The organism is Neobacillus solisequens (assembly GCF_051233465.1).
In the GTDB taxonomy this organism is placed as follows: domain Bacteria; phylum Bacillota; class Bacilli; order Bacillales; family Cytobacillaceae; genus Neobacillus.
Window position 1 is genome coordinate 47,905 of record NZ_JBKFGJ010000005.1, and the last position, 22,248, is coordinate 70,152.

The 22,248-nt window shown below is 41.5% G+C and carries 22 protein-coding genes; 8 read left to right on the forward strand and 14 right to left on the reverse strand.

The window, feature by feature from the left end; genetic code table 11:
• Window positions 1-276 precede the first annotated feature (276 nt).
• On the forward strand, window positions 277-897 hold the full coding sequence (locus tag ACI3K6_RS07250) for a LysE family translocator (RefSeq protein ID WP_435554288.1): 621 nt from the start codon (window positions 277-279) through the stop codon (window positions 895-897).
• 73 nt (window positions 898-970) lie between these two features.
• Here ACI3K6_RS07250 and ACI3K6_RS07255 read toward each other — a convergent pair whose 3' ends face one another.
• The 5 genes from ACI3K6_RS07255 to ACI3K6_RS07275 form a co-directional block, all read right to left on the reverse strand.
• A complete protein-coding gene (locus tag ACI3K6_RS07255; protein ID WP_435554289.1) occupies window positions 971-1,573 on the reverse strand; it encodes a response regulator in 603 nt (200 codons plus the stop codon).
• Entirely contained in the window at window positions 1,570-2,700 is a 1,131-nt protein-coding gene (locus ACI3K6_RS07260; RefSeq protein WP_435554290.1) for a sensor histidine kinase, read from the reverse strand. Before ACI3K6_RS07260 ends, ACI3K6_RS07255 begins: the two co-directional genes overlap by 4 nt.
• 6 nt (window positions 2,701-2,706) lie before the next feature.
• Window positions 2,707-3,444, reverse strand: a complete 738-nt coding sequence (locus tag ACI3K6_RS07265; RefSeq protein ID WP_335479950.1) for an ABC transporter permease — start codon at window positions 3,442-3,444, stop codon at window positions 2,707-2,709.
• Window position 3,445: 1 nt separating this feature from the next.
• Window positions 3,446-4,351: an ABC transporter ATP-binding protein gene (locus ACI3K6_RS07270; protein WP_435554343.1), complete on the reverse strand. Its 906-nt coding sequence runs from the start codon at window positions 4,349-4,351 to the stop codon at window positions 3,446-3,448.
• Between the two features lie 585 nt (window positions 4,352-4,936).
• A complete protein-coding gene (locus ACI3K6_RS07275) occupies window positions 4,937-5,071 on the reverse strand; it encodes a hypothetical protein (RefSeq protein ID WP_435554291.1) in 135 nt (44 codons plus the stop codon).
• A gap of 266 nt (window positions 5,072-5,337) precedes the next feature.
• On the opposite strand from ACI3K6_RS07275, the gene ACI3K6_RS07280 reads away from it, so the two are divergent.
• Both ACI3K6_RS07280 and ACI3K6_RS07285 read left to right on the forward strand, forming a co-directional pair.
• Entirely contained in the window at window positions 5,338-5,505 is a 168-nt protein-coding gene (locus ACI3K6_RS07280; RefSeq protein ID WP_335478364.1) for an acyltransferase, read from the forward strand.
• Between the two features lie 168 nt (window positions 5,506-5,673).
• Complete coding sequence (locus ACI3K6_RS07285; protein WP_435554292.1) at window positions 5,674-6,453, forward strand: M15 family metallopeptidase; 780 nt, start codon at window positions 5,674-5,676, stop codon at window positions 6,451-6,453.
• A 178-nt stretch (window positions 6,454-6,631) separates the two neighbouring features.
• On the opposite strand, the gene ACI3K6_RS07290 is transcribed toward ACI3K6_RS07285, so the two are convergent.
• Together ACI3K6_RS07290 and ACI3K6_RS07295 are read right to left on the reverse strand one after the other, a co-directional pair.
• The gene (locus tag ACI3K6_RS07290; RefSeq protein WP_435554293.1) at window positions 6,632-7,816 is read right to left on the reverse strand and encodes a toxic anion resistance protein; all 1,185 of its coding nucleotides are present in this window, start codon (window positions 7,814-7,816) and stop codon (window positions 6,632-6,634) included.
• On the reverse strand, window positions 7,813-8,469 hold the full coding sequence (locus ACI3K6_RS07295; RefSeq protein WP_335478370.1) for a 5-bromo-4-chloroindolyl phosphate hydrolysis family protein: 657 nt from the start codon (window positions 8,467-8,469) through the stop codon (window positions 7,813-7,815). Before ACI3K6_RS07295 ends, ACI3K6_RS07290 begins: the two co-directional genes overlap by 4 nt.
• Before the next feature lie 548 nt (window positions 8,470-9,017).
• Between ACI3K6_RS07295 and ACI3K6_RS07300 the strand changes: the two genes are divergently transcribed.
• Together ACI3K6_RS07300 and galU are read left to right on the forward strand one after the other, a co-directional pair.
• Window positions 9,018-10,391, forward strand: coding sequence for a S1C family serine protease (locus ACI3K6_RS07300; protein ID WP_435554344.1), 1,374 nt, complete (start codon window positions 9,018-9,020; stop codon window positions 10,389-10,391).
• Window positions 10,392-10,547: 156 nt separating this feature from the next.
• Complete coding sequence (gene galU, locus ACI3K6_RS07305; protein WP_435554294.1) at window positions 10,548-11,429, forward strand: UTP--glucose-1-phosphate uridylyltransferase GalU; 882 nt, start codon at window positions 10,548-10,550, stop codon at window positions 11,427-11,429.
• Window positions 11,430-11,591: 162 nt separating this feature from the next.
• Here galU and ACI3K6_RS07310 read toward each other — a convergent pair whose 3' ends face one another.
• The 3 genes from ACI3K6_RS07310 to ACI3K6_RS07320 are packed head-to-tail and all read right to left on the reverse strand — an operon-like array spanning window position 11,592 to window position 12,710.
• On the reverse strand, window positions 11,592-11,924 hold the full coding sequence (locus tag ACI3K6_RS07310) for a magnesium chelatase subunit ChlI family protein (RefSeq protein ID WP_435554295.1): 333 nt from the start codon (window positions 11,922-11,924) through the stop codon (window positions 11,592-11,594).
• Entirely contained in the window at window positions 11,917-12,042 is a 126-nt protein-coding gene (locus ACI3K6_RS07315) for a magnesium chelatase domain-containing protein (protein ID WP_435554296.1), read from the reverse strand. The genes ACI3K6_RS07310 and ACI3K6_RS07315 overlap by 8 nt, the downstream gene beginning before the upstream one ends.
• A gap of 59 nt (window positions 12,043-12,101) precedes the next feature.
• Entirely contained in the window at window positions 12,102-12,710 is a 609-nt protein-coding gene (locus ACI3K6_RS07320; RefSeq protein WP_435554297.1) for a transposase, read from the reverse strand.
• A gap of 245 nt (window positions 12,711-12,955) precedes the next feature.
• Here ACI3K6_RS07320 and ACI3K6_RS07325 point away from each other — a divergent pair, with 245 nt between their 5' ends.
• Complete coding sequence (locus tag ACI3K6_RS07325) at window positions 12,956-13,237, forward strand: hypothetical protein (protein WP_435554298.1); 282 nt, start codon at window positions 12,956-12,958, stop codon at window positions 13,235-13,237.
• Window positions 13,238-13,288: 51 nt separating this feature from the next.
• On the opposite strand, the gene ACI3K6_RS07330 is transcribed toward ACI3K6_RS07325, so the two are convergent.
• Entirely contained in the window at window positions 13,289-13,729 is a 441-nt protein-coding gene (locus ACI3K6_RS07330; protein ID WP_435554299.1) for a ferritin-like domain-containing protein, read from the reverse strand.
• Between the two features lie 231 nt (window positions 13,730-13,960).
• Between ACI3K6_RS07330 and ilvB the strand changes: the two genes are divergently transcribed.
• Window positions 13,961-15,700: a biosynthetic-type acetolactate synthase large subunit gene (gene ilvB, locus ACI3K6_RS07335; RefSeq protein ID WP_435554300.1), complete on the forward strand. Its 1,740-nt coding sequence runs from the start codon at window positions 13,961-13,963 to the stop codon at window positions 15,698-15,700.
• Window positions 15,701-15,963: 263 nt separating this feature from the next.
• Here the strand turns inward: ilvB and ACI3K6_RS07340 are convergent, their stop codons facing one another.
• From ACI3K6_RS07340 to galE, 3 genes are all read right to left on the reverse strand, one after another.
• Window positions 15,964-16,797 carry a YitT family protein gene (locus tag ACI3K6_RS07340; RefSeq protein ID WP_335478386.1) on the reverse strand — a complete coding sequence of 278 codons (834 nt, stop codon included), beginning with the start codon at window positions 16,795-16,797 and terminating at the stop codon, window positions 15,964-15,966.
• 307 nt (window positions 16,798-17,104) lie between these two features.
• Window positions 17,105-19,258: an Ig-like domain-containing protein gene (locus ACI3K6_RS07345; RefSeq protein WP_435554301.1), complete on the reverse strand. Its 2,154-nt coding sequence runs from the start codon at window positions 19,256-19,258 to the stop codon at window positions 17,105-17,107.
• Between the two features lie 313 nt (window positions 19,259-19,571).
• Window positions 19,572-20,543: a UDP-glucose 4-epimerase GalE gene (gene galE, locus ACI3K6_RS07350; protein ID WP_435554302.1), complete on the reverse strand. Its 972-nt coding sequence runs from the start codon at window positions 20,541-20,543 to the stop codon at window positions 19,572-19,574.
• A 308-nt stretch (window positions 20,544-20,851) separates the two neighbouring features.
• Here galE and ACI3K6_RS07355 point away from each other — a divergent pair, with 308 nt between their 5' ends.
• Window positions 20,852-22,156 carry an NCS2 family permease gene (locus ACI3K6_RS07355; RefSeq protein WP_335478393.1) on the forward strand — a complete coding sequence of 435 codons (1,305 nt, stop codon included), beginning with the start codon at window positions 20,852-20,854 and terminating at the stop codon, window positions 22,154-22,156.
• Window positions 22,157-22,248: the final 92 nt, after the last annotated feature.

The window sequence follows — 22,248 nt, forward strand, 5'->3', positions numbered from 1 at the left end:
AACATTGTTCTTTAACACAGCCTAATTATAAAAGTGTGCGATTGTGGAGCAACATTAATAGGCAACAATCAAACTTTTTTATAAAAGAATAAGTCAATTAAGAATATAAGAGCGTGTTTCGATCATTTATTTTTACAAAAAAGCTTTTTTCTATGTCCTATTATCAAGGTTATTAGTATCAAATTGATAAAACATTATTTTAAAGCAATATCTAACTGTTAAAAACCAGCTAAACTTTCCATAATATTCAAAAGTAACTTAGATAGGAGGATTGGCATGTTATCATTTATTTTGGTTGTTTTAGTATTGTTTCTAATTCCTGGCCCCGCCGTGTTATTAACCGTAACCCAAGCGGCGCGAGGCGGGCAGAAAGCGGGAATCGTGACCGGTGCCGGGATAGCCGTCGGAGACATGATTCATACAATTGCTGCAGTCCTTGGACTTTCTGCCATTCTGATGACCTCTACATTGGCATTCGAAGCCGTCAAATATCTGGGTGCAGCCTATTTACTCTTTGTTGGGGTAAAATCGTTTTTAGAAAAATCAAAGCAATGCTCCGAAACGAAACCTAAACCGAACGCAAGTCCCGCCGTATCGTTTCGCCAGGCTCTCTTGATCGAACTGCTCAATCCGAAAACCGCCTTGTTTTTTCTCGCCTTCCTACCACAGTTTGTCCGAAATGACGGACCGCCCGTTTACTTGCAGTTACTGACACTGGGATTCATTTTCGTACTCATGAGTATTTTATATACGACCCTATTGTCGCTGATCACAAGCTCAATAGGAAAGCGGATGTTTATGAAAAAAAACAGCTGGTTCCACCGGCTTCAAGGGAAAGTGGTCGGTATAATCTATATCGGAATTGGCTTACGGCTGATCATGCAGAGCCAAAAATAAGAAACTTGCCGTTTAGCAAGGACAGTGGCGTGCAGTTATTTAGGAATTGACCTCCGTGCTGAAGCACCGAGGCTTAGAGCCATCCCTTTTCTTGAGCGATGGCAGCGGCTTCAGTGCGGTTTTTAGCTCCGAGTTTGTGGATGATTTCGGAGATGTAGTTGCGGACGGTCCCCGATGAAAGGTAGAGTTCGCTGGTAATTTCCTTGGTTGTTTTTCCAAGGGAGGCCAGTTTAAGGATTTCTTTTTCTTTTGGGGTAAGCGGGTTTTCTTCGCGAATAGTGGTGAAGGCCAATTCCGGACTGAATACACGTTTACCGGCCACTACTTTGCGGATCGCCTCAGCTAGTTCCTCGATTTCCCCATCTTTCAATAAATATCCATGTACCCCTATTTTAACGGCACGCTCAAAATACCCCGGCCGGGCAAAGGTTGTCAAAATGATTACCTTGCTGGGTGCTGAGCGGCGCGCCAACTCCTCTGCCACCTCTAGCCCGTTCTTCACAGGCATTTCAATATCCATCAGGCAGACATCCGGTTTTAGCTCTAAAATCGAAGACAGAGCTTCCTCGCCGTTCATCGCCTGCCCAATAACCTTCATATCAGACTCCAAATCTAGCAAGGACCCCAAGGCCCCTAATAACATCCGCTGGTCTTCTGCAATAAATAAACGAATCATACCACCGCTCCTTCCTTGTTAACAATGGGTACGGAGATTTCCAAAACAGTTCCATTATGATTATAAAGGGACAGGGAACCCTCAATTAATGCCAATCTCTCTGACATTCCCTTCAGCCCATTGCCAAATCCCTTATTCTTTGCCACGCCCATCCCATCGTCCCGCACCAACATCTTTATTTTTTCAAATGATTGATTAATAGAAATGGAGCAATGCGTAGCACGGCTATGTTTCACCACATTGGTCGCCGCTTCACGTACGCACATCGCCAAAATATTTTGCGTAAATGGAGCGATTTTTGAAAAATCAACCTCTCCATTGTACTGATAGGTAATTCCTGCTGCACGCAAAATTTGCTGGACCTGCAGCAGCTCCTCGGTAATGGTTGCTGCCCTCATATCTGAAACCAGCTCCCGCACCTGTTTTAGAGCTGTCCGCGAAGTCACTTCCATTTCCTTTGCCTCATGTCGCGCTCGATCAGGATCCGCCACAATCAATCTTTGAACAAGCTGACTTTTCAGTGTCAAAAGGGACAAGGTATGCCCAAGTGTATCGTGGAGATCACGGGCAATACGGACCCGCTCCTCTCGTTTCACCAGCTCTTCAATCCGTTGGTTCGCTTTATTGAGCTCTTTTTCCAGTTCCATTCTTCGGTTCATAGACCGGATTCCAAATGGTGAAATCAGCATGATAATCAAAAACGGAACAAAGAACAAAAGCTCCTGTGGGCTCAAGAAACGACCGGTTTTTGCAACATAATAGATAAAGGGAACAACCATAATAATGGCCAGGCTTAATAACCCACGGTTAAACGCCCTCTTTTCCCGATACCAGCCGATAAAGTTAGCTGGAAAAAAACCCATAAATATATAGTTCAGATGATAAAATAAGCCAAAAATAAAAACGATAGCCAGCTGACATGCCAACCAGTAGGTGAAGCTTCTTCTTCCCATGGAAAAATAAAGCTGCCGATACGCAACTAAAAATAGCAGCACCATTCCAAAGCCAAACAGCTGCTTGATCCCTGTTTCCTTCGTCAAATAGAAAATCGGAAACGCTAAATACAAGAGAAAAATATAGGGGAAGAAGCCATATTTTCTTGGGAAGATGCTGAAGTTTTTATTCATCCTTCATCACACCGCTTCTTGTTTTCTTCTGATATATTTTGATAGTAGCATGAACAGGACTAAATAGGATATTAAAATCAGAACATTTTTCCATTGGGGCATACTGCCACGAACAATTTCCCACGCTCCGTTTCCAAAATTATATGACGGAAGCCATTTCCCGATGTTTTGCATGATTTTTGGCATGATCTCTAAAGGCATCCACATACCGCCGGATACTGCTAACACCATGTATAATACATTACTCACACCAGCTGCAGTTTCTACTTTTTTCATCATGCCAATCAAAGTTCCTAAGCCCAAAAACGGTAATGACCCCAGTAAAATCCACAGACCACTCAGTACCCATTCTGAAGCTGTCAGGGAAACATGATTGATGAGGGCGCCTGCGATAAAGATAATCGTAATCGATAGAACATGAATCACGCTTTGGCCAACCATTTGTGCGGATAAATAAATGCTGTCCGACAGAGGGGTAGTCCGGATAAACGTAGCCCACCCTTGGGAGCGTTCCTGAACCATACGAACGCCCAGTGTCATAATCGATGATCCCATCACACTGAATGCCGTCATCGACATGAGATAGTGGGCCTGCCATTCGGCTTTATTAGGCGCATTCGTATTGACCACATTAGTAAAAATATAATAGAACAATATCGGCATGACCAAGGACCAAAAGACAAAATAGCGATTCCTTAGCACCCGAATAATTTCCGTTTTACACTGCACTTGAAAAGTTTTCATCTTACATGGCCTCCTTTGTTCCGCTCGTTAATTGCTCAAACGCTTCCTCTAGCTTACCTTTTTCAATTTGAATATCATGGGCACCTAATTTTTCTTGAAAAATAAGCTCCAGGACTCGATCGGTATTGTTGGATTGGACATAGACACGATTGTTTTTTCGATAAATATCAACAACTTCACTGTGGAGAAATAGACTTTCTAATGATATTTCCGGGTCTACGATAAAAGAAACAGACTGTTTGGCTATTCGTGCCTTGATTTGCTCTGGCGTGCCGTCAGCCACAATAGCACCATCCTTAAATAATAAAATGCGATCTGCGGCATCATCGGCTTCTTGCAGATAATGTGTGGAAAAAATAATTGTTTTCCCTTGATTGGCCAGCGTCCTAACCGTTTCCCAAAACCGATTTCTTGATGTGATGTCCATTCCGACAGTTGGTTCGTCAAATATAATTAACTCCGGATTTCCGGCCAGCGCCAGAGCAAAACTAAGACGGCGCTTTTGGCCCCCGGACAATTTTTCCGCACGGGTTCTTAAATCCTGCTCAGTAAGTCCAGTGAGATTGACCAGATCTTTTAATGCTAATGGTTGTGGATAATAACTTCTAATCAGTTCAAGAATCTCTCTGACTTTTAAACCTGGCATTACGCTGACCTCTTGAAGCATAGTTCCGATTTTCTCACGGACTTTCTTTTCATCAGGTTGGTGATCGAACAATTTAATCTCCCCTGATGTTGGCTTAAGCAACCCAAGAATCATCGAAATCGTCGTCGTCTTCCCAGCCCCGTTTGGACCAAGAAGCGCCACAACCTCCCCCTTAGAAATCGAAAAAGAAACCTCCCTCACCGCCGTCTTCTCCCGAAAACACCTCGTCACCTTTTCCAAACACAAAACCTCATCACTCATCATCACTCATTCCCCTCCCTCAACTCTTAACCACATTATACGGCGCAATTGGGAGGACTTTTAGTAAGCAACGTCACCAAAATCAAATGACAAATGTCATCTTTGGTGGTTATGACAATGTGGTAGTAACAGTGTGATGACATCAGTCTGGTGACAGGCACCACTCGTGGACAAAAAAACCCAATTTGTTCGCCACAGGTGGACAAATTGGGGTTTTTTGTAAGGTTATGAAATTTAGCAGGTGAACTGTTTTAAGTTTGCTACGTTGTGTATAGTGAATTGGTAGGAAAGAAACTTTTTTCTTAAAAGTATCCACAGGAGTTATCCACTTATTTCGGATAGTTATTCACAATTTCAATAGTATATCCACAGGGTTATACACATTTTGATGTGGTTTATTGGAAAAATAGGTGGAATTACAGATGATTGGTACCTGTTCTTATAGGCAGGTTTCCACAAATATTTAGCGTTTATCCACATTCCACAAGGGGTTATCCACTAATACCACAGTTTATCCACAGTTATTCCACAATAATATTTATATTTGTCCACAGACATATTGCGTTCACTCTGCCATCACCATTATTATTTCTGATCCTCAGCCTTTTCCGCCTTTCCATTTTCCACAATCTTTCTAAGTTCACCTTCATCCCCCTTAGCATTGATGATCTCAAAGATTTGGTTTAATCCTTCACTTGTTTCATCCACTTCTTTTTTCATTCTCTTAACCCTCCTTTATCTAATAGAATGACCAGTTTTTTAAGAACTATTTTCCACATGTCACACTAAGTCCTTTTATCCACAGAATGTTCCCCAATTACTAAGCTTTAATGTCCCAATAAACACTCTAAGTGTCAGGCTCTCCACTGCGCCTTTTTGTAAAACGAAAATGGTGTCGAAATTATTGTTTCTCTACCTGACATGTTTCTTCATGTTTTACTACTATCATTTGTTATGTTTAAGAAAAATAGATAGGGGGCCAAACGATGAATTTTGAGTCGCTGTTAGATGCCATTTTAGGAGTAAGAAAGATTTTTTATGTACTTGAATGCCCTGTCTGTGGAATGGAAGAAATTTATTATGAAAATGAAGTAACAAGACGACTGATTGGACGAGCCTGCTCAACTTGCCATTTTGTCCAAAAATTTGATTAAAAGGCGGTTGTTAGTTTAAAATTGATAAAGCCTAGGAATCCTGGGCTTATTTGTTATTAAATTTTGCAAGACTTCCCATTTTAATAGAACTTATTTGTCACGTGTTTTAAAGTCTATATTCGTGTCTATGATAGTAGTAGAGAATTTTAATAAAAAGGAAGTTTTTGCATGGGTAAAAATTATTCTGTACTGGTAGCACTGGCTTTGATTCTTTTGATAATAGTAGGATGCTCTGAACAACTTCATTTTTCCAACAGGGACGAGAAGATTTCGAATCGTGCCCAAGTAAAGGTCAGCAAGCAAACCTCCATCAATCCCCAAACAAAAGATAGTAAGACAAACGATCGTACCGTGAAGGTTGTTGAAAATCCAGGTAGCATTCCTGTACTGGTAAACAAACTGAATATGCTGCCTGAACAGTATAGTCCGAGTGATTTAGTGTACCCGGATATTCCGTTTATTTTTGAAAAAAAATCATCTAAACGTGAAATGCGTCAAGAAGCTGCACAAGCGATTGAAAAATTATTTGCCAGTGCCAAGAAGGACGGCGTCCCGCTCCTCGGCGTTTCTGCTTACAGATCCCATACTGCGCAAAAGACTTTATTTAATTACTACGTCAACCGAGATGGTATAAAAGCAGCACAAACGTACAGTGCCCTTCCCGGAACTAGTGAGCATGAGACAGGACTAGCCATCGACGTCACTGGTAGTGACGGAAAATGTGCCGCAGAAAACTGCTTCGGCAGTACAAAAGAAGCAAAATGGCTCGCACGCCATGCTGCCGAATACGGCTTCATCATCCGTTACCCAAAAGGAAAAGAAACCATTACCGGCTACCAATACGAACCCTGGCACCTCCGCTACGTCGGCAAAACCATTGCCCAAAAAATCACGGCCCGCGGCATCACACTAGAGGAATATTACAACGCCATACCTGTAAATAAATAAATTAGGGTAACGTGTTTAGAAAAAAAAGTGGTTTCATTGTGACACTGCTGAAAAAGTGACAAAAACTGAATGGTGACAGGCACCATCCATGGACAAATGTCCTCCTGAGGTGGACGCCCTTGAAAATGAATATAAGACACAAAAATCCCTGCTGTTTGGGTTAACAGCAGGGATTTTTTTATTTTCCTTTGATTTCCAATAGTTTGATGCGGAGTTCGTTTTCCATGGCGACGAGTTCTTGTTCGGCACTGCGGCGTTTATTGCGCCCTTCTTCTTGGATTCGCAATGTTTCTTCCAATGTGCTGATTAGATTTTCCTGAGTTTTCTTTAGTGTTTCGATATCGACAAGGCCACGCTCATTTTCTTTGGCCGTTTCGATGGTGTTGGTTTTCAGCATTTCAGCGTTTTTCAACAACAGTTCATTGGTTGTTTTTGATACTTGCTTTTGTGCCTCCACTGCATGGCGCTGGCGAATAAGCGTCAACGCAATGGCCACCTGATTTTTCCATAATGGAATCGCGGTTACAATGGACGACTGAATTTTTTCCACAAGTGCTTGGTTGGTGTTCTGAATCAAACGGATTTGCGGCGCACTTTGAATCGTAATCTCCCGACTGAGCTTCAAATCATGCACACGTTTGTCCAAACGATCTGCAAATTGAATCATATCGTTCACTTCTTGGAATTTCATCTGATCATTCGTCGTTTGAGCCTGGCGCTTCAATTCTGGAATTATTTTTTCATGCATCTCTTCCAGCTTAATTTCCCCGGCGGCAATATACACATTAAGAGCATGGAAATATTCTTTATTGGATTCGTAAAGCTGTTCAAGCAACTTTATATCTGATAAAAGCACATTTTTGCTGCGATCTAATTTAACAGAAATTCGATCAATTTGTGCCCCTGTTTTCTGGTATTTAGATAGTGCCTCTTGCAGCGAGTTTGAAATTTTTCCAAACATCCGGCCAAAAAAGGACGGTTTCCCATCCTTCAGCTCGTCCGGATTGACTTCATTTAATCGCTTCATTAAATCATTAATGATTTCCCCGATTTCGCCAACATCCTTTTTCTGAACATGCTCGAGCATGGCTTGTGAAAAAGTCAACAGCTTGCCTTGGGCTTGTGTACCATATTGTATCATTGCCTGGTGATTGGTTGGGTCAATCTGCTCCGCCAACTGGTAGGCCTTCGCTCTGTGCTCTTCAGGGATTACATCAATTAATTTAACAGGCTTCGCATCACTTGTTTGCTGCGGAAAAGGGCTTTGGACTGGCGGCTGTTGCTGTTCCCCAAACGGATTCGCCAATATATCATTTAATAAATCACCGGATTTATTGTTTGCTATTGGATTGTTTTCTGTCATTTTAACCACCTATTCTCCTCAGGAATTTTAGGGTCTTTTTGCTTATTGATGGTATATTTCGCCACATCAATTTCAAAATTTAACGTATCAACATCATTTGACACAACTTGATATAAATCCTCTTCCAACACCTTTGCCAACTCATTTAAGGTTTGCTTCGTTTCAATCAAAGATTGATTAATTTCCAAACTCTTTTTGGGTTGAGATGCCAAAAAGCTGTACTTTTCGGTCAATTCCACCACAGAGTCCAAATGGGAGAAATAAAACGGTTCAGCCTGATAAAAACGCTTTGGCTCTTTTACCGCCATTTTTTGAATTTTTTTCGTAACTCTTAATATATCCAGACGTTGTTTTACAGAAGATATATCGCGAATATTGAACAGTGATTTATTCAAGCGGCGAATTTTTTTATTAGCATCAGCCAGATTCTTCTGGATATAGCGATACTCTTTCCAGGAAAGTTGATGTTTTCTTAAAAAATTCCAACCCATAATTGGTGCCAAAATAAAATGCGTGGCTATTCCGCCTACAATCGCAAATCCTGTTGCGGGCCAAAAGTTAAGATCCACGCCCCAAAAGCAAATAATCCAAGTCAAAACGGTCACGGGCACGGCCACAAGTGATCGAATAATAAATGAAAGGATCGGGTTCATCTTAATCTACTCCTAACTAAAAATCCTTTATATACATACGAATAAATCAATGGAATGTTTCAATTTCTTAAAATTCATAACAACAGAAGTTATTTCCATTTATTAGTTCAACAATACACGAAAAAATTCCTGCCTGCCATAGACCACAAACCGAACATTTCTACGACCTAAGACGTATTTTTATCAATCTAATTTGTGATACTTTTTTAAAGATATCATTAATCAAACGTTTGATTAAAAAATTGCCCTTTAAATTGAAGAAATCCACACCATTAGCATCAGTTGGGGTGTCATTATTCGAGTACATATATCCACTTATTAACAATTTGTCCGCCGCACATGGACAAATTCAGTCGTTTGTCCACGAGCGGTGCCTGTCACCCTGAATGTTACCTTGAATTTTTACCCTGAATGTCACCCTACTTGTTACCACAGGGACTTTCCCCCTAGCCTATTTATTTTCAGGTACAAATTCCATTTATTTCTTTCGAGAATATATTAGTTTTGTTAGTTCTAAATATTCATTCGAAGAGGTGAATTAAATTTTGATGAGAAGGGCTCTTTTTACGGTTCCTATAATATTGCTACTTGTTGCGGTGATCGTCGGGTCTTTTGTCTTAATGGGCATGAAGCCGGCTACGGGTAAAATTTCTCAAGCCCAAAAGCTTGCGGAGTACTCGAAGCCAGCGGTTGTTCGGATAGTGGATTACGCGATTGTAAAGTGGCAGTTTAATAACCCGTATGATACGGAAGTACTTGGTATCTTAAATGAACTAGGCAATCAAACGGTCATTGGTGGATCCGGCTCTGGGGCCATTATCAGTTCGAACGGTTACATTGTCACGAATGCCCATGTAGTGGAACTCACGAAGAAAGAGGATGCAGATGTCGCCAACGCTGCATTTGAACAACTGGTAAACATAATGGCAGACTATTATAAGACAGACTATGATACAGCCTACAACTACATGGTCAAATACACACAATATACCGCTATTGAAAAGGCAACAAAGGTTATCTTGCCGAGCGGTGACATTCTTGATGGAGAATTGAAAAGCTACGGTGCCCCAATTAATGAAGGAAAAGATGTTGCTGTATTAAAAATTGAAGGAAAAAACTTCCCAACCCTACCGCTTGGAAACTCTGACAATATCCAAAATCAAGACAACATTTGGGTTAGTGGATACCCTGCCGCCGCAGATTCCGATCTTTTATCCCCAGATTCTTCTTTAGTTTCTTCCATGAACGCAGGACAAATTTCAGCAACAGAGAAAAAGACCGAACAAGGCAGTCCGGTCATTCAAATTAATGCAGCTGCCACACATGGCAACAGCGGTGGTCCAGTCATCAATCATAAAGGGCAAATTATCGGTCTGCTCACTTTTAGAGGAGACACTGTCAATGGCCAAGAAGTTCAAGGATTCAACTTTGCAGTTCCTGTTAATACCGTCAAAGAATTTGTGAATCAGGCGGGTGCTAAAAATAGCAAAAGTGCCACAGACCAACTCTATCAAGATGGACTAGAATTATATTGGGGCGGTTATTACAAACATGCTTTGGAAAAATTCGAGGCCGTCCAACGAATCTATCCTAATCATTCGGAAATTAAGGATTACATCACTAATTCCGAAAAGAAAATGAGCAAAAGTAAAACACTTTGGTCCGACTATTCCACCATTTTCTACATTGTTGACGGCGTTTCCGGTTTACTCATCTTAATTCTCTTATTAGTTACCTTTGCATTTAGACCTAAACAGCAGGAATTGGCGGTAGCAGCAACAGTACCAGCACCGGCACCGGCAGCACCGCCGACACCTGAGAACAATACAGTAGACCTAAACAAGGATGGAAAAGTCGATATTCAAGACATCCTCATGGCCCTACAGGAACACCAGAAAAAACAAAAGAAGGATGACGAATAAAATTTTTTATAAAAGGAATTCCTGTATCTAGAACGCGGGGGTTCCTTTTTTCATAGGTATAAATGGATATTTCACCGGGAACATTATGTATAGTATGGTCACAGCCGTGTCCAATTTTTTCCGTTATTTTTTCAAAAAAAGAATGAGGTGCATTGGATGAACGTTCGCAAAGCCATCATTCCTGCAGCCGGATTAGGTACCCGCTTCCTCCCGGCAACTAAAGCACAGCCAAAGGAAATGCTGCCGATTGTCGATAAACCGACATTGCAATACATTATTGAAGAAGCTGTAGCCTCAGGAATTGAGGAAATTTTAATTATTACGGGCAGAAATAAAAAATCGATTGAGGATCACTTCGATAAATCAGTGGAGCTTGAGCTCGAACTTGAATCAAAAGGGAAATTTGAGTTATTGGAAGAAGTGCGTCAAATTTCCGACATGGTGAATATCCATTATATCCGTCAAAAAGAACCTAAAGGGCTAGGGCATGCAATCTTTTGTGCGAAAAATTTTATTGGGAATGAACCTTTTGCCGTCCTGTTAGGGGATGATATTGTCTATTCCCAAAAACCTTGTTTAAAACAGATGATTGACACTTATGAAGAGTACAAGACGACCATTTTAGGTGTACAAAAAGTAGCAGAGCAGGACGTGGATAAATACGGAATTATTGAGGGGAAATTAATCGAGGACAGAATTTATAAGGTTAAAGGTTTAATTGAGAAGCCTTCCATTGCAGATGCCCCCTCGAATATTGCCGTCCTTGGGCGATATATTATCAACCCAGCAATCCTAGATATTTTAGGAGAGACACAGCCTGGTAAAGGAGGAGAAATCCAGTTAACGGATGCCCTTAGAGAATTGGCTAAAAAGGAAGCAATGTATGCCTATATTTTTGAAGGAAGACGCTATGACGTAGGTGATAAGCTTGGTTTTCTACAAGCCACAGTAGAATTCGCTTTAAGACGCGACGACCTCAGTGATGAATTTTTAAAATACTTAACCCATATTACAAAAGGAAAAATGACCACATCATAGGAGCGGCCTTCTAAATCTCTCCTTCATATCGAGAACACAGACGGCCGCATCATTTTTCCCTTTCACTCAAGATTTCCAATAGCGGCGTCCGCCCGACGCGGACAAATGTCCACAGATGGTGCCTGTCACCCTATTACCTCTCATTTCACTCCTATTATAATTTCATTTTATCCCCCCATTTAATTGAATTGCTTCGATGATACTCTGGTCGCTGATCTGCTGGTTTGCTTGGAGATCGGAGATGGTTCGGGCGAGGAGAATGATTTTGATTTGGCTACGGTTGCTTAGTGCATGTTTGATCTCCAAAACATGTTTAGCCTCAGCATGTCCAACTACTTGCTGGAAATCCAGGTTGTTACAATCATTCTGAAACAAGATATCTTTTTTTAAAAAATCAGGGACCGACGGACTCCACTTCCCCTCCAGATGTTCAATCACATCCTGTAAAGAACGTACATAAATCATTTCCACCTCTAGAAAGTCAACATCAGGCAAATAGTGTCGTCGAATTATGGATATAACCGAATGATCGAAGTGCCGCGTGGATTCGTTCCTTCGATTCCTTCACAACAGCATCCGGCAGCCCGAAGATTTTAAAAGCATCATTTCCCACCTACGAACTGACTTCAACATTCACTCGATACCCTTCCATCCCTTTAAGGCCAACACTGGTCACTCGAGCCCACACAGCGACTCCTCCTGTCGTATGAAATAAATTTTCCCATCATACCAATGAAATTTATCAGTATACCGACTTTTCATATAGTTTTCATAGGTTTGAGAGGAGGGATTTGGAAAATAGGATAGAACTGGTGTGGGATCTACTAGGGGTTGTATTTCGCCATAAACATAGCATGGGTAACTGCTCCAGGGGTAATCCTCAGGGGTCTCCGTTATTCCTGCGGTCACGGGGTTTAAATGAATATACTTGCTTACATCAATCTCGTATTCGGGGGAATTTAACAGTTCAGCGCTATATCTTTTTTCAAACACATGACCTGTACAGGTATATTTTTTATTAAAATACTTTGCAAAACTTGTGTTGAGGTATTTCATGATGGTGCTAATCGGGGTTTCCAGCGTGTCGATTTGAAGATGGGTGTGATTGGTCATTAAACAATAAGCATGAAGAACAAACGGAAAACGGGCCTTACTCTCTTTCAGAATCGATAAATACTTATTAAAATCTTCATCGTCCAAGAAAAGCTTCATCCGGTTATTACCTCTGCTGGTCACATGAAACTTCGCACCTTCATGCCAAGTACGAATTCTTCGAGCCAAAATGGATCACTCCTTATTAATTTTTATACAGCGGAAAAACAGCAAATGTTGAGTCGCACCTCCGCTGTCTCCCATTATACAAGTCCGATTTGGTTAGGAATACCATATTAGTAAATTTAACATTTTGTTCAAAAATAGGATCCTATTAAAAAGGGCATGTTCAAAAAGATGGCCAATGTATAAAAAGACCTACGTATAAATAAGTATTTTATAAAGGGGCAGTGCTTACATTCTAAGAAGGGGGAATGCATCTGGGGGCGATACGGGTAATCCGGAGAGTAATTGGTGTTCTGCTGCTTGCATATGGAATTTATCTGATTTTCGGTACTCAGGAGTTTTTCGGTACTTTGTTAATTATTCTGGCATTTCTCATTTTTCCTAACGCAAAAAAAAGACCGAAAAGTTACTATAGCAATGAGGCGGACTATGATGAATCCTCCTCTGGTGACTCTCCGATTGAATCAAGTAGTGATTTTGGAGTCTGGAACAGTAGCGAGGAATCCAACGGTGACAGGAACAGTGACTGAATCCACAAAAAAAAGCTCATGCACACATGGGCTTTTTTGTTGATCGAATTTTTATTTATTTTTCGTAAAAAAATACAAAAACCACACAGCATGATTCTGCTCATCCGCGGCTGCCCTTCGAAACACGTTTCTTACATATTGATCCCCCGCGTAATCAGCAATCTCCATATAAAAATCAACGGTCATCTGCTCATCCTTTAATGCGAATTCCAAGCCCTTGAGATACGTACTAGGGCAGCCCTCCGTAATTTTCGGCTGTGGCTGCCTTCCAGTAAGCTGTGTATAAATCTGAACAAAATGCCGATAATGCTTAATCTCATCCTCCCGAATCTCTAAAATCCGCTCCCTCTCCTCCTTATTCGTAGCAAGATTAGCCAATCTCGCATAACAATCAATCGCACTATACTCCCCATTTATCGCCTTCTCCACATCAGAAACCAACTTATTCGATTGCCTACTCAACGCATCAACATAATTCGTAAATGGAAACATCGCAGTCCCCCCAATTAACATTCATCTTATACATTATGTATCGCTCTTCAATTGGGTGAATATGTAAAATGGTGACAGGCACCGTTCATGTACAATTGTACGCCTCCAGTGGATACTGATCTGCAGATTTGAGTGAAAATAATTTATATTACATGATTTATCTCACATACTTTTGATTTCTGATAATTTACAATATTTCTTAAAAATCAGAAATCAGGTGGTTGAATGTCAATGTTAAACGAAAAAACTGTTACACAATTGTTTGAGTCCTTGGGTTTACTTGGGGTTGACTGTGTCTTTGGGTGTGATGCTGATCTCCTAAATCCAGCTTTTCATCCAACGGTTAATAATGAGGGAATTCGCTATTTTCAATTAAAGCATGAGCAATCTGCCGTTCATGCAGCTGACGGTTTTGCACGGGCAACCGGAAGGCCTGGTGTAGTACTACTCACTTCCCCATCTGGCATCACCAACGGAATCACAGGGATTGCCACGGCCTATAGCGACTCTATTCCGCTCGTTATCATAGCTGGTCCGCTCCATACAGGTCCAATCAACAATGATACGATGCAAGAATTGGATATCGCCGGCATCACTATGCCCATTACAAAGTATACTTATGAAATAAGTCGGATCAAAGACTTGGATTCCCTTTTGTCCGAAGCTCTAAAAGTTGCCGCTTCTGGCAGACCTGGACCCGTTTTAATAGCGCTAAAAGCAAGTATTTCTTTAAACTCTAAAAAATTCACATTAGCTCCCATAGATTCGAATGACAAGATTAATGAAGATATTTTTCCCAAAAAATATTCCGGTAACAGATGGAATAATGGCAGCAAACACAGAGAAAACCAAATTACGCCCAAAAATATTGAAAAGGTAAAAGATATGATCGAAAGAGCCCGAAAGCCGGTAATCTTCATAGGCGGGGGCATCATAGTGTCAGACTCTTCTGAGGAGCTCAGAGAAGTGGTAAAACATGCACGAATCCCCGTTGTCAGCTCACTCATGGGGATTGGTGCAATGGAGGCCAATGATCCGCTTTACCTTGGTATGCTCGGGATGCACGGGACGTTTGCCGCCAATAAAGCTGTCCATCATTGTGATCTCCTGATTAGCATTGGAATTCGTTTCAGCGATCGGGTCACTGGGAAAATCAGCGGCTTTTCCCCCAAGTCAAAAAAAATTCATGTAGATATTGACTCGGCTGAAATCAACAAAATCGTTACTGTTGACCTCCCGATTACAGGTGATGCGAAGCAGTTTTTGAAGGCGATTAAGAGCATTTTGGATTATCAGCAAATTCAATTAAATACGGAGATTTGGACAAATGAGGTCATCGAATGGAAACGAACGGTGCCGCGATTTGATAAATCCAACAGTATTCTAAGCCCACAAACCGTGATTCGGTTACTAAGGGACAGCTTCGGAAAAGACACGATCGTGATCACCGATGTCGGGCAGCATCAAATATGGACTGCCCACCATTATGCATTTTCTAAACCGAGAACACTGATTACCTCGGGCGGATTGGGGACTATGGGGTTTGGGCTCCCGGCGGCTATTGGAGCGGCCGCCGCTTGTCCCGAAAAACCGGTCATCTGCGTGTCAGGGGATGGAAGTTTTCAGATGAACCTTCAGGAGTTGATGACAGTAGTCAAATACCAACTCCCTATCAAGCTAGCGATTATGAATAACGGCTATCTAGGGATGGTTCGACAGTGGCAGGAATTATTTTACCAAGGCCGCTATTCTGCTGTTAAAATGACTTCCCCCCATTTCGTCAAACTTGCTGAAGCGTATGGCGTGGCGGGACTAAGCGCCCAAACAGAAGACCAAGCAAAACATGTTATACGAACAGCCTTCCAGACGAATGGCCCCGTTCTCATGGAATTCAACGTCATCGAAGAAGAAAACGTCTACCCAATGGTGCCGCCAAACCACAACAACCATCAGGCCATACTTTCACGATAAACGGTAAAACAGCAGTCCCCCTACCAAAAAGGCGCCTCATCAGTCGCAAATGTGGAGCACCTTTTCACAAAAATCATTTGTCATTTCCGCCCTGTCCATCCAGGGCGGACAAATGTACATTAGTGGTGCCTGTCACCATTTAGGCTCCCCTCTCTCACCTCCAGCCTAAAATGCGCATACCGAGGAGTAGTTTCACTTAAGCCTGGATAGGCAGGGGAACTTCTAGCAGCCAAAAAAGGCCCACGAACGTGGACCTTTTTGTGTTATGTGGCTTTGTATCCCTTACCTAGCATTTCATGGACATAATGGATGGTAACGTAGGCGTGTTCATCAATTTGATGGATGATGTTCTTCAGTTGGACGATTTCCTGTTTATTGATGACGATGTATAGTACTTCTTTGTTTTGTCCTGTGTATCCCCCGCGTCCGTCCAGGATGGTGAGCCCTCGAGACATTTTATTGGTAATGCTCTCCAACACCTTCTCCGGCGAATTCGAGATAATCAACACTGCAACACGTTCGTCCAGTCCCTCGACAATAAAATCAATCGCCTTCGCCCCGATATACACGACCAATAGGGTGTACATCGCTTTTTCCAAACCAATAACGAAGATTGACCCGGCCACCACTAATACGTCCATGACCAGCATCGCCTTCCCCATACTCCAGCCTAGGAATTGATTTGCGATTCGAGCCAAAATGGTCGACCCACCTGATGTTCCGCCTGACCGAAAAATCAAGCCTAATCCAATTCCAACTAGGAAACCGGCAAACACGGATGCCAACAAAGTGTCCCCGGTTAGCCTCTTACCAAAATCCTCTGTCAAAAATAAAAACAAAGAACTTGCTCCAATAGATAGTAACGTATAAACAAAAGTCCGTTTTTCAAAAAATTTATACCCCACCGTCAAAAGAACTATATTAAACACAAAGTTAACTACCCCGGGTGACCAATGAAACAAATAGTACGTAATAATGGTAATCCCCAGAATCCCACCCTCAGAAAGCCGATTGGGAATGGTAAAATAATTTACCCCCACTGCAAAAATAAACGAACCAATTAAAATAAAAATAAGATCCTTCACAAATTTTTTCATACCAATGCCATCCCTTAAAAAAATAATTCTTTTATCCTCATAAAATATTATCCACTATCTTACTATAAAAGCCACCAAAACAAGGCAACATCCAAAGAATAATTTTCAAATCCAAAAGTAACAAGACCAATACCTAACCCTTGCATCGAAAAACTCGAAAAAACACAAAAAAAGCGCCTGCCGTAAAAACAGCAGTACACTTTTTTTAATATTTAGGGTGACAGGCACCACTCATGTACATTTGTGCGTATCCAGTGGACACCACCATCTTAAACACACAACTCTATGTTTTTGGTTACTCCCTGCATTAAAACAGGACAAATATCTGCCATTTTCCAAATAAATTTTTGCTTCCTGGGTACAGTAGGTTTGTCTGGATGAGAATACTTCTGTTCAAGGAAGGCTCCCTTGCTACCCTAGGTGGCGTGATTCCTTTTGACCAATTGCCGCTATTTTTGATGGAGATGGAGATCTTTTTTGTGGAAGAATTCCCTTTACTAGTTTTATCCTGGTGCTTGACCGTAATAAAAACGGGCTCACTGCGATTACCGGCAAAATCAGTAGCTGTAATCCTCAATTTTGCCCCAGCTGCTTGCTTAGTAATCAATACCTTGAATTTGCCATCAGTACCAGCTGAGCCGCTTCCTATCAAACTACCATTTCGAGAAATTATAATCGAAGCGCCACTCTCCGCTTTACCCTCTATAAATTTCATCTGATCGGTTACACCATCGACACTTGGCTTACTTGGAGCCGTCACATCTTTTACCACAACAGTGGTAGGCTTACTTATATTACCTGAGGCATCCTTGGCAATAATTTTTACAACGGTTCCAGCTGCTTGCTTCCTAATCGGAAGAGCAAAAACCCTGGTCCCTCGGCTTACTGCATGTCCAATTTCTTTAGAACCTACGAAGGCAACTACCGTTGCATTCAGCTCAGCCTTCCCCGTAATCTGCGTATCGGCATCCCCGACACCATTGACAATCGGGCTCGCAGGCGGGGTCATGTCAATTTCTGCCACACCTTGATGCTTGTCCACCAATGTATAGGTGATATTTGCCCCTTTTGCAGTTGGAAGGGCAATGTTTCTCCGCGGTATCACCACCGCACCTCCACCATGCAATTGCACAGAATTCCCAGTGAAAAATTGATCTTGGAGGGCATTAAAAAATGCATCACCCTTAAATCCGTATAACCCCTTCGGCTCTTTTAAAAGTAGGGCAATTCTAAAATCGGTCATTAACTTTCCGAATGTCAGTTTTGGGTTAATATATTTTTTCGCCATATTTTCAACTGCTTTGTAATCATTGTTGGGGTCCCTCATAATCTCTTTAAATATTTGGTCACCACGGCCCGATTGAACTTTTAAATACTGACCAAATAAATACGACAACGAATAATTGGCAAGAGTGTCCCCATAAGAATCCCAGTACAATAGCGAATGGCCATTTTCAATTGACGCAGATTGGTTAAAATAATCAAGACGATCGTTAAGTCCATGCCCCAAATACATTTGTTCTGCAGCCATTGACATTGCTTCGTCCAACCATGTATCCATTTCCTTTCCTTTTTCCACCAGCACATTTTGATTATAGTTCACCATATGCTGAAACTCGTGAGCTAGAGTCTGATAGGCTTCCGTCACATCCTTAGTAGAACCCATTCCCATGGTTGGGTAAGTATCGATGTAAAAAATTTCTTCTTTATTTGAATAGGTGGTATTATACAAATCATCTGCACCGAAATATCCCCCTATATACCCACCGCTTCCAGAAAAGCCATCCGGTATATCAAAGCATAAAATATCAATTTTCCCATCATGATTTACATCTGATTCTGGTCCAAAGTGATTGACCACTGTCGAATAAATTTTTATATCAAACTCCGCACCTAATTTTACAGCATCAGCATTGGTAATTTGCTTTTGATATACCCAAACATTAGCTTTTTTGCCACTGTAGCCCAGTGTTGCACTAATTTGCTCATGTGAATAATCCGTAAAATCTGTGATCCAAAAATTTTTGCGGTCCCCAACCTTATAGGTAGTAACGATTGAGTGCGTGCTTTTTCGATATATATCCTTCTGCTTTTGTTTTTGTCCCAAGGATTGATTCACATCAATTTTATAAGTATTGTCCCCAGGTTTTTTTAAGTTTCTCATCTGAAAACTACCAGTAGGCTGGATCACTGCTCCATCAGTAGATTCATTGCTGATAACAATATATTGATCATTACTGGCCAGTTTACTAGATATGGAATTTTTTTCTAATACACTTTGTTTCTTTGACACGGACAATTTAGTTAGATTTATCGCAAACTTGGCTTTCGTTGGCATCAGACTTCCTTTTTCAATATGTATGGATTGACCGTAAGAAGCTGCCGCCGCACTCGGACCCGCACTTAATACTGAAACAACCATCAACAATACCACCAATAAAAACACGTTCTTCTTCCCCACAAAGCCTCACCCCAACTCATTCCTAAAACACTATCAATCTATAAAATAATAGTACCAATTTCTCAGCCCCATCTGAATCAACAAAACATGGAAATTCCCTATAAATGACTAACAATTGAACTAACTACACAAAAAAGGGAGAGCCCTCCGATTACAGAAGAATTCCCTCCCTTACATAGTAGAAATGGTGACAGGCACCGTTCGTGGACAATTGTACGTGTGGAGTGGACACAGCCAGAAACAATAGCTTTTCCCACTCTATTCACCGTCATTATGTTAAATTAGCTTAATTACGTTACAACTTCTATATCCTTTAATATCTCTGCTCGCAATGCCACTTCCATGCGTCACTGATGATTTTTTCAAGGTTTCTTTCCGCTCTCCAGCCAAGCTCGTTCAGGATTTTTTGAGATGAGGCAACGAGTCTTGCCGGATCTCCTGGGCGCCGATCAGTGATTTCTACATTAGCCTTCAAGTCAGTCACTTTTTCACAAGTTTCAATAACCTGCTTGACGGAGTAACCAAGTCCGTTTCCAAGATTATAAACCTCAGCTTTTTTCTTGCCGATCATCAAAGCCTCAAGAGCAAGAATATGAGCGTTAGCAAGGTCGGTCACATGGATATAATCTCGAATACACGTACCGTCCTCCGTATTGTAATCCGCGCCAAATACAGAAATTTTCTCCCTTTTCCCTAATAACTGCTGAAGAACTATTGGGATTAAATGAGTTTCAGGATCATGACTCTCGCCAATCAGTGCCGAATCATGGGCACCTGCGGCGTTAAAGTAGCGGAGAACTACATATTGAAGGCCATATGCTTTTGAAAAATCAGACAAAATCTGTTCAACCATCAGCTTTGAATGCCCATATGGATTAATCGGCCTGGTTGGAGTGGTTTCATCGATAAGATCCGCATCAGGGATCCCATACGTTGCAGCAGTTGATGAAAAAATAAAATTTCTTACCTTAAACCTATTCATGACTCTTAATAAGGTTAAAGTCGAAGCAACATTATTTTGATAGTATTTTAATGGATCAACAACAGACTCTCCCACTAAACTATTAGCTGCAAAATGCATAACCGCTCTAATCGGGTAACTTCTAAAAACCATTACAAGGTCATCGATATTACCCAAATCCCCCTCAACAAAAACAGCCCTCCCGTCAACCGCATCACGGTGGCCCGTCGACAAATTATCCAATACCACAACCTGGTGCTTCTCCACTAACTCCTTCACAACATGGCTGCCGATAAAACCAGCCCCACCAACAACAAGAATCATACCTCATTACTCCCTTAATAAATTTCTTGTTTTCCTATCCTATTATAACATTATAAAAATGAGGTAAAACTAATTGAACTTTATTGGCAGGGTAGAGGGTTGCGCCGAGGTGATACTATCGAGGGTGACAGGCACCGCCCTTGGACAAAACCGCCTATTTGTCCACGTGGGGTGGACATTCGAGGAGATCCTACTAGATCCATCCCTAAGTGGTTTAAGAAATTTCATTTTTCCACTTGCATTTTTACCTAAAAACGAATAATATGTTTTAGTAATCAATTTAATGTTCGTGTTTTGGAGGAGCTATCATGTTTAAGCTTAAAGAAAATCATACAAATGCAAAAACGGAGATGCTTGCGGGAATTACCACTTTTTTTACAATGGTATATATAGTCGTGGTGAATCCTGTTATTCTTGCTGATGCAGGAGTACCGTTTCAACAGGTTTTCACGGCAACAATCTTAGCCACTGCCATTGGTACTCTGTGGATGGGCCTATTAGCCAATTATCCCATTGCCATCGCACCAGGAATGGGACTGAACGCCTATTTCGCCTATTCCGTTGTCGGCGGCGGCCACCATATCAACTATGAAACCGCCTTTGCTGCTGTCTTCGTTGCCGGAATTATTTTTGTCATTCTTTCATTAACCCCACTACGTGAAAAACTGATCGAGGCGATTCCTGCCAATTTAAAGCACGGAATCACCGCAGGAATTGGCTTGTTTATTGCTTTTATCGGCTTGCGTCTTACAAAAATTATTACAGCCAACCCGAGTAATCTTGTTGGTCTTGGAGACCTGCATGCCCCTTCAGCCATCTTAACTTTTGTTGGCCTTGCTGTTACTTTAGTATTAATGTTATTACGAGTAAACGGAGCCATGTTTTTCGGGATGATCATAACGGGTGTGATTGCCTTCTTCACGGGCCAGCTAAAATTCGATAAAGGGTTTGTTTCATTTCCTTCCCTACCAGAAGGACTTTTAATATCGAATCCGTTCAGTGCCTTTGGAGATGTCATTCAACACAGTCTATATGCCGTCGTATTTTCCTTCATCCTTGTTACCATTTTTGATACCACGGGAACCATGATTGGGGTTGCCAATCAGGCCGGACTAATGAAGGGCAACAAGTTGCCACGTGCACGCCAAGCCTTACTATCTGATTCAATTGCAACAGCAATTGGTGCCATTTTTGGTACTAGCCCAACCACTGCCTATATCGAATCGACTTCAGGGGTTGCCGCTGGGGGCCGAACAGGATTAACATCCGTAACGGTCGCTGTCCTGTTTATTCTAGCTGCCTTCTTTGGTCCGCTTGTTAGCGCTGTTTCCGGAATTTCTGCTATCACAGCCCCTGCTCTTATTATTGTTGGCAGCCTAATGATGGGGAACATCTCCAACATTAAATGGGATGAACTCGACGAAGCATTCCCAGCATTCCTCACGATCCTGGCAATGCCGTTGACATCCAGTATCTCAACAGGAATTGCGCTGGGCTTTATTAGCTACCCACTTCTAAAAGCAGTCAGAGGAAAATGGCGCGAAGTGCACCCGCTTCTATATGTTTTTGCAGTTTTATTCTTTATCCAGCTTGCATTTTTGCAGCACGTGTAGGGTTTGGAAAAATTTGACGATTGAAATGATTATTCATTTTAATCGTCTTTTTTTATGGTATGATAAAAACATCACTACATGAAGAGGATCGA

Bases quoted from the DNA above. Each gene is read 5' to 3' on its own strand.
- ACI3K6_RS07250 (WP_435554288.1), top strand. From the start codon at position 277: ATGTTATCATTTATTTTGGTTGTTTTAGTATTGTTTCTAATTCCTGGC.
- ACI3K6_RS07255 (WP_435554289.1), bottom strand. From the start codon at position 1,573: ATGATTCGTTTATTTATTGCAGAAGACCAGCGGATGTTATTAGGGGCC.
- ACI3K6_RS07260 (WP_435554290.1), bottom strand. From the start codon at position 2,700: ATGAATAAAAACTTCAGCATCTTCCCAAGAAAATATGGCTTCTTCCCC.
- ACI3K6_RS07265 (WP_335479950.1), bottom strand. From the start codon at position 3,444: ATGAAAACTTTTCAAGTGCAGTGTAAAACGGAAATTATTCGGGTGCTA.
- ACI3K6_RS07270 (WP_435554343.1), bottom strand. From the start codon at position 4,351: ATGAGTGATGAGGTTTTGTGTTTGGAAAAGGTGACGAGGTGTTTTCGG.
- ACI3K6_RS07275 (WP_435554291.1), bottom strand. From the start codon at position 5,071: ATGAAAAAAGAAGTGGATGAAACAAGTGAAGGATTAAACCAAATCTTT.
- ACI3K6_RS07280 (WP_335478364.1), top strand. From the start codon at position 5,338: ATGAATTTTGAGTCGCTGTTAGATGCCATTTTAGGAGTAAGAAAGATT.
- ACI3K6_RS07285 (WP_435554292.1), top strand. From the start codon at position 5,674: ATGGGTAAAAATTATTCTGTACTGGTAGCACTGGCTTTGATTCTTTTG.
- ACI3K6_RS07290 (WP_435554293.1), bottom strand. From the start codon at position 7,816: ATGACAGAAAACAATCCAATAGCAAACAATAAATCCGGTGATTTATTA.
- ACI3K6_RS07295 (WP_335478370.1), bottom strand. From the start codon at position 8,469: ATGAACCCGATCCTTTCATTTATTATTCGATCACTTGTGGCCGTGCCC.
- ACI3K6_RS07300 (WP_435554344.1), top strand. From the start codon at position 9,018: ATGAGAAGGGCTCTTTTTACGGTTCCTATAATATTGCTACTTGTTGCG.
- galU (WP_435554294.1), top strand. From the start codon at position 10,548: ATGAACGTTCGCAAAGCCATCATTCCTGCAGCCGGATTAGGTACCCGC.
- ACI3K6_RS07325 (WP_435554298.1), top strand. From the start codon at position 12,956: ATGCATCTGGGGGCGATACGGGTAATCCGGAGAGTAATTGGTGTTCTG.
- ACI3K6_RS07330 (WP_435554299.1), bottom strand. From the start codon at position 13,729: ATGTTTCCATTTACGAATTATGTTGATGCGTTGAGTAGGCAATCGAAT.
- ilvB (WP_435554300.1), top strand. From the start codon at position 13,961: ATGTTAAACGAAAAAACTGTTACACAATTGTTTGAGTCCTTGGGTTTA.
- ACI3K6_RS07340 (WP_335478386.1), bottom strand. From the start codon at position 16,797: ATGAAAAAATTTGTGAAGGATCTTATTTTTATTTTAATTGGTTCGTTT.
- galE (WP_435554302.1), bottom strand. From the start codon at position 20,543: ATGATTCTTGTTGTTGGTGGGGCTGGTTTTATCGGCAGCCATGTTGTG.
- ACI3K6_RS07355 (WP_335478393.1), top strand. From the start codon at position 20,852: ATGTTTAAGCTTAAAGAAAATCATACAAATGCAAAAACGGAGATGCTT.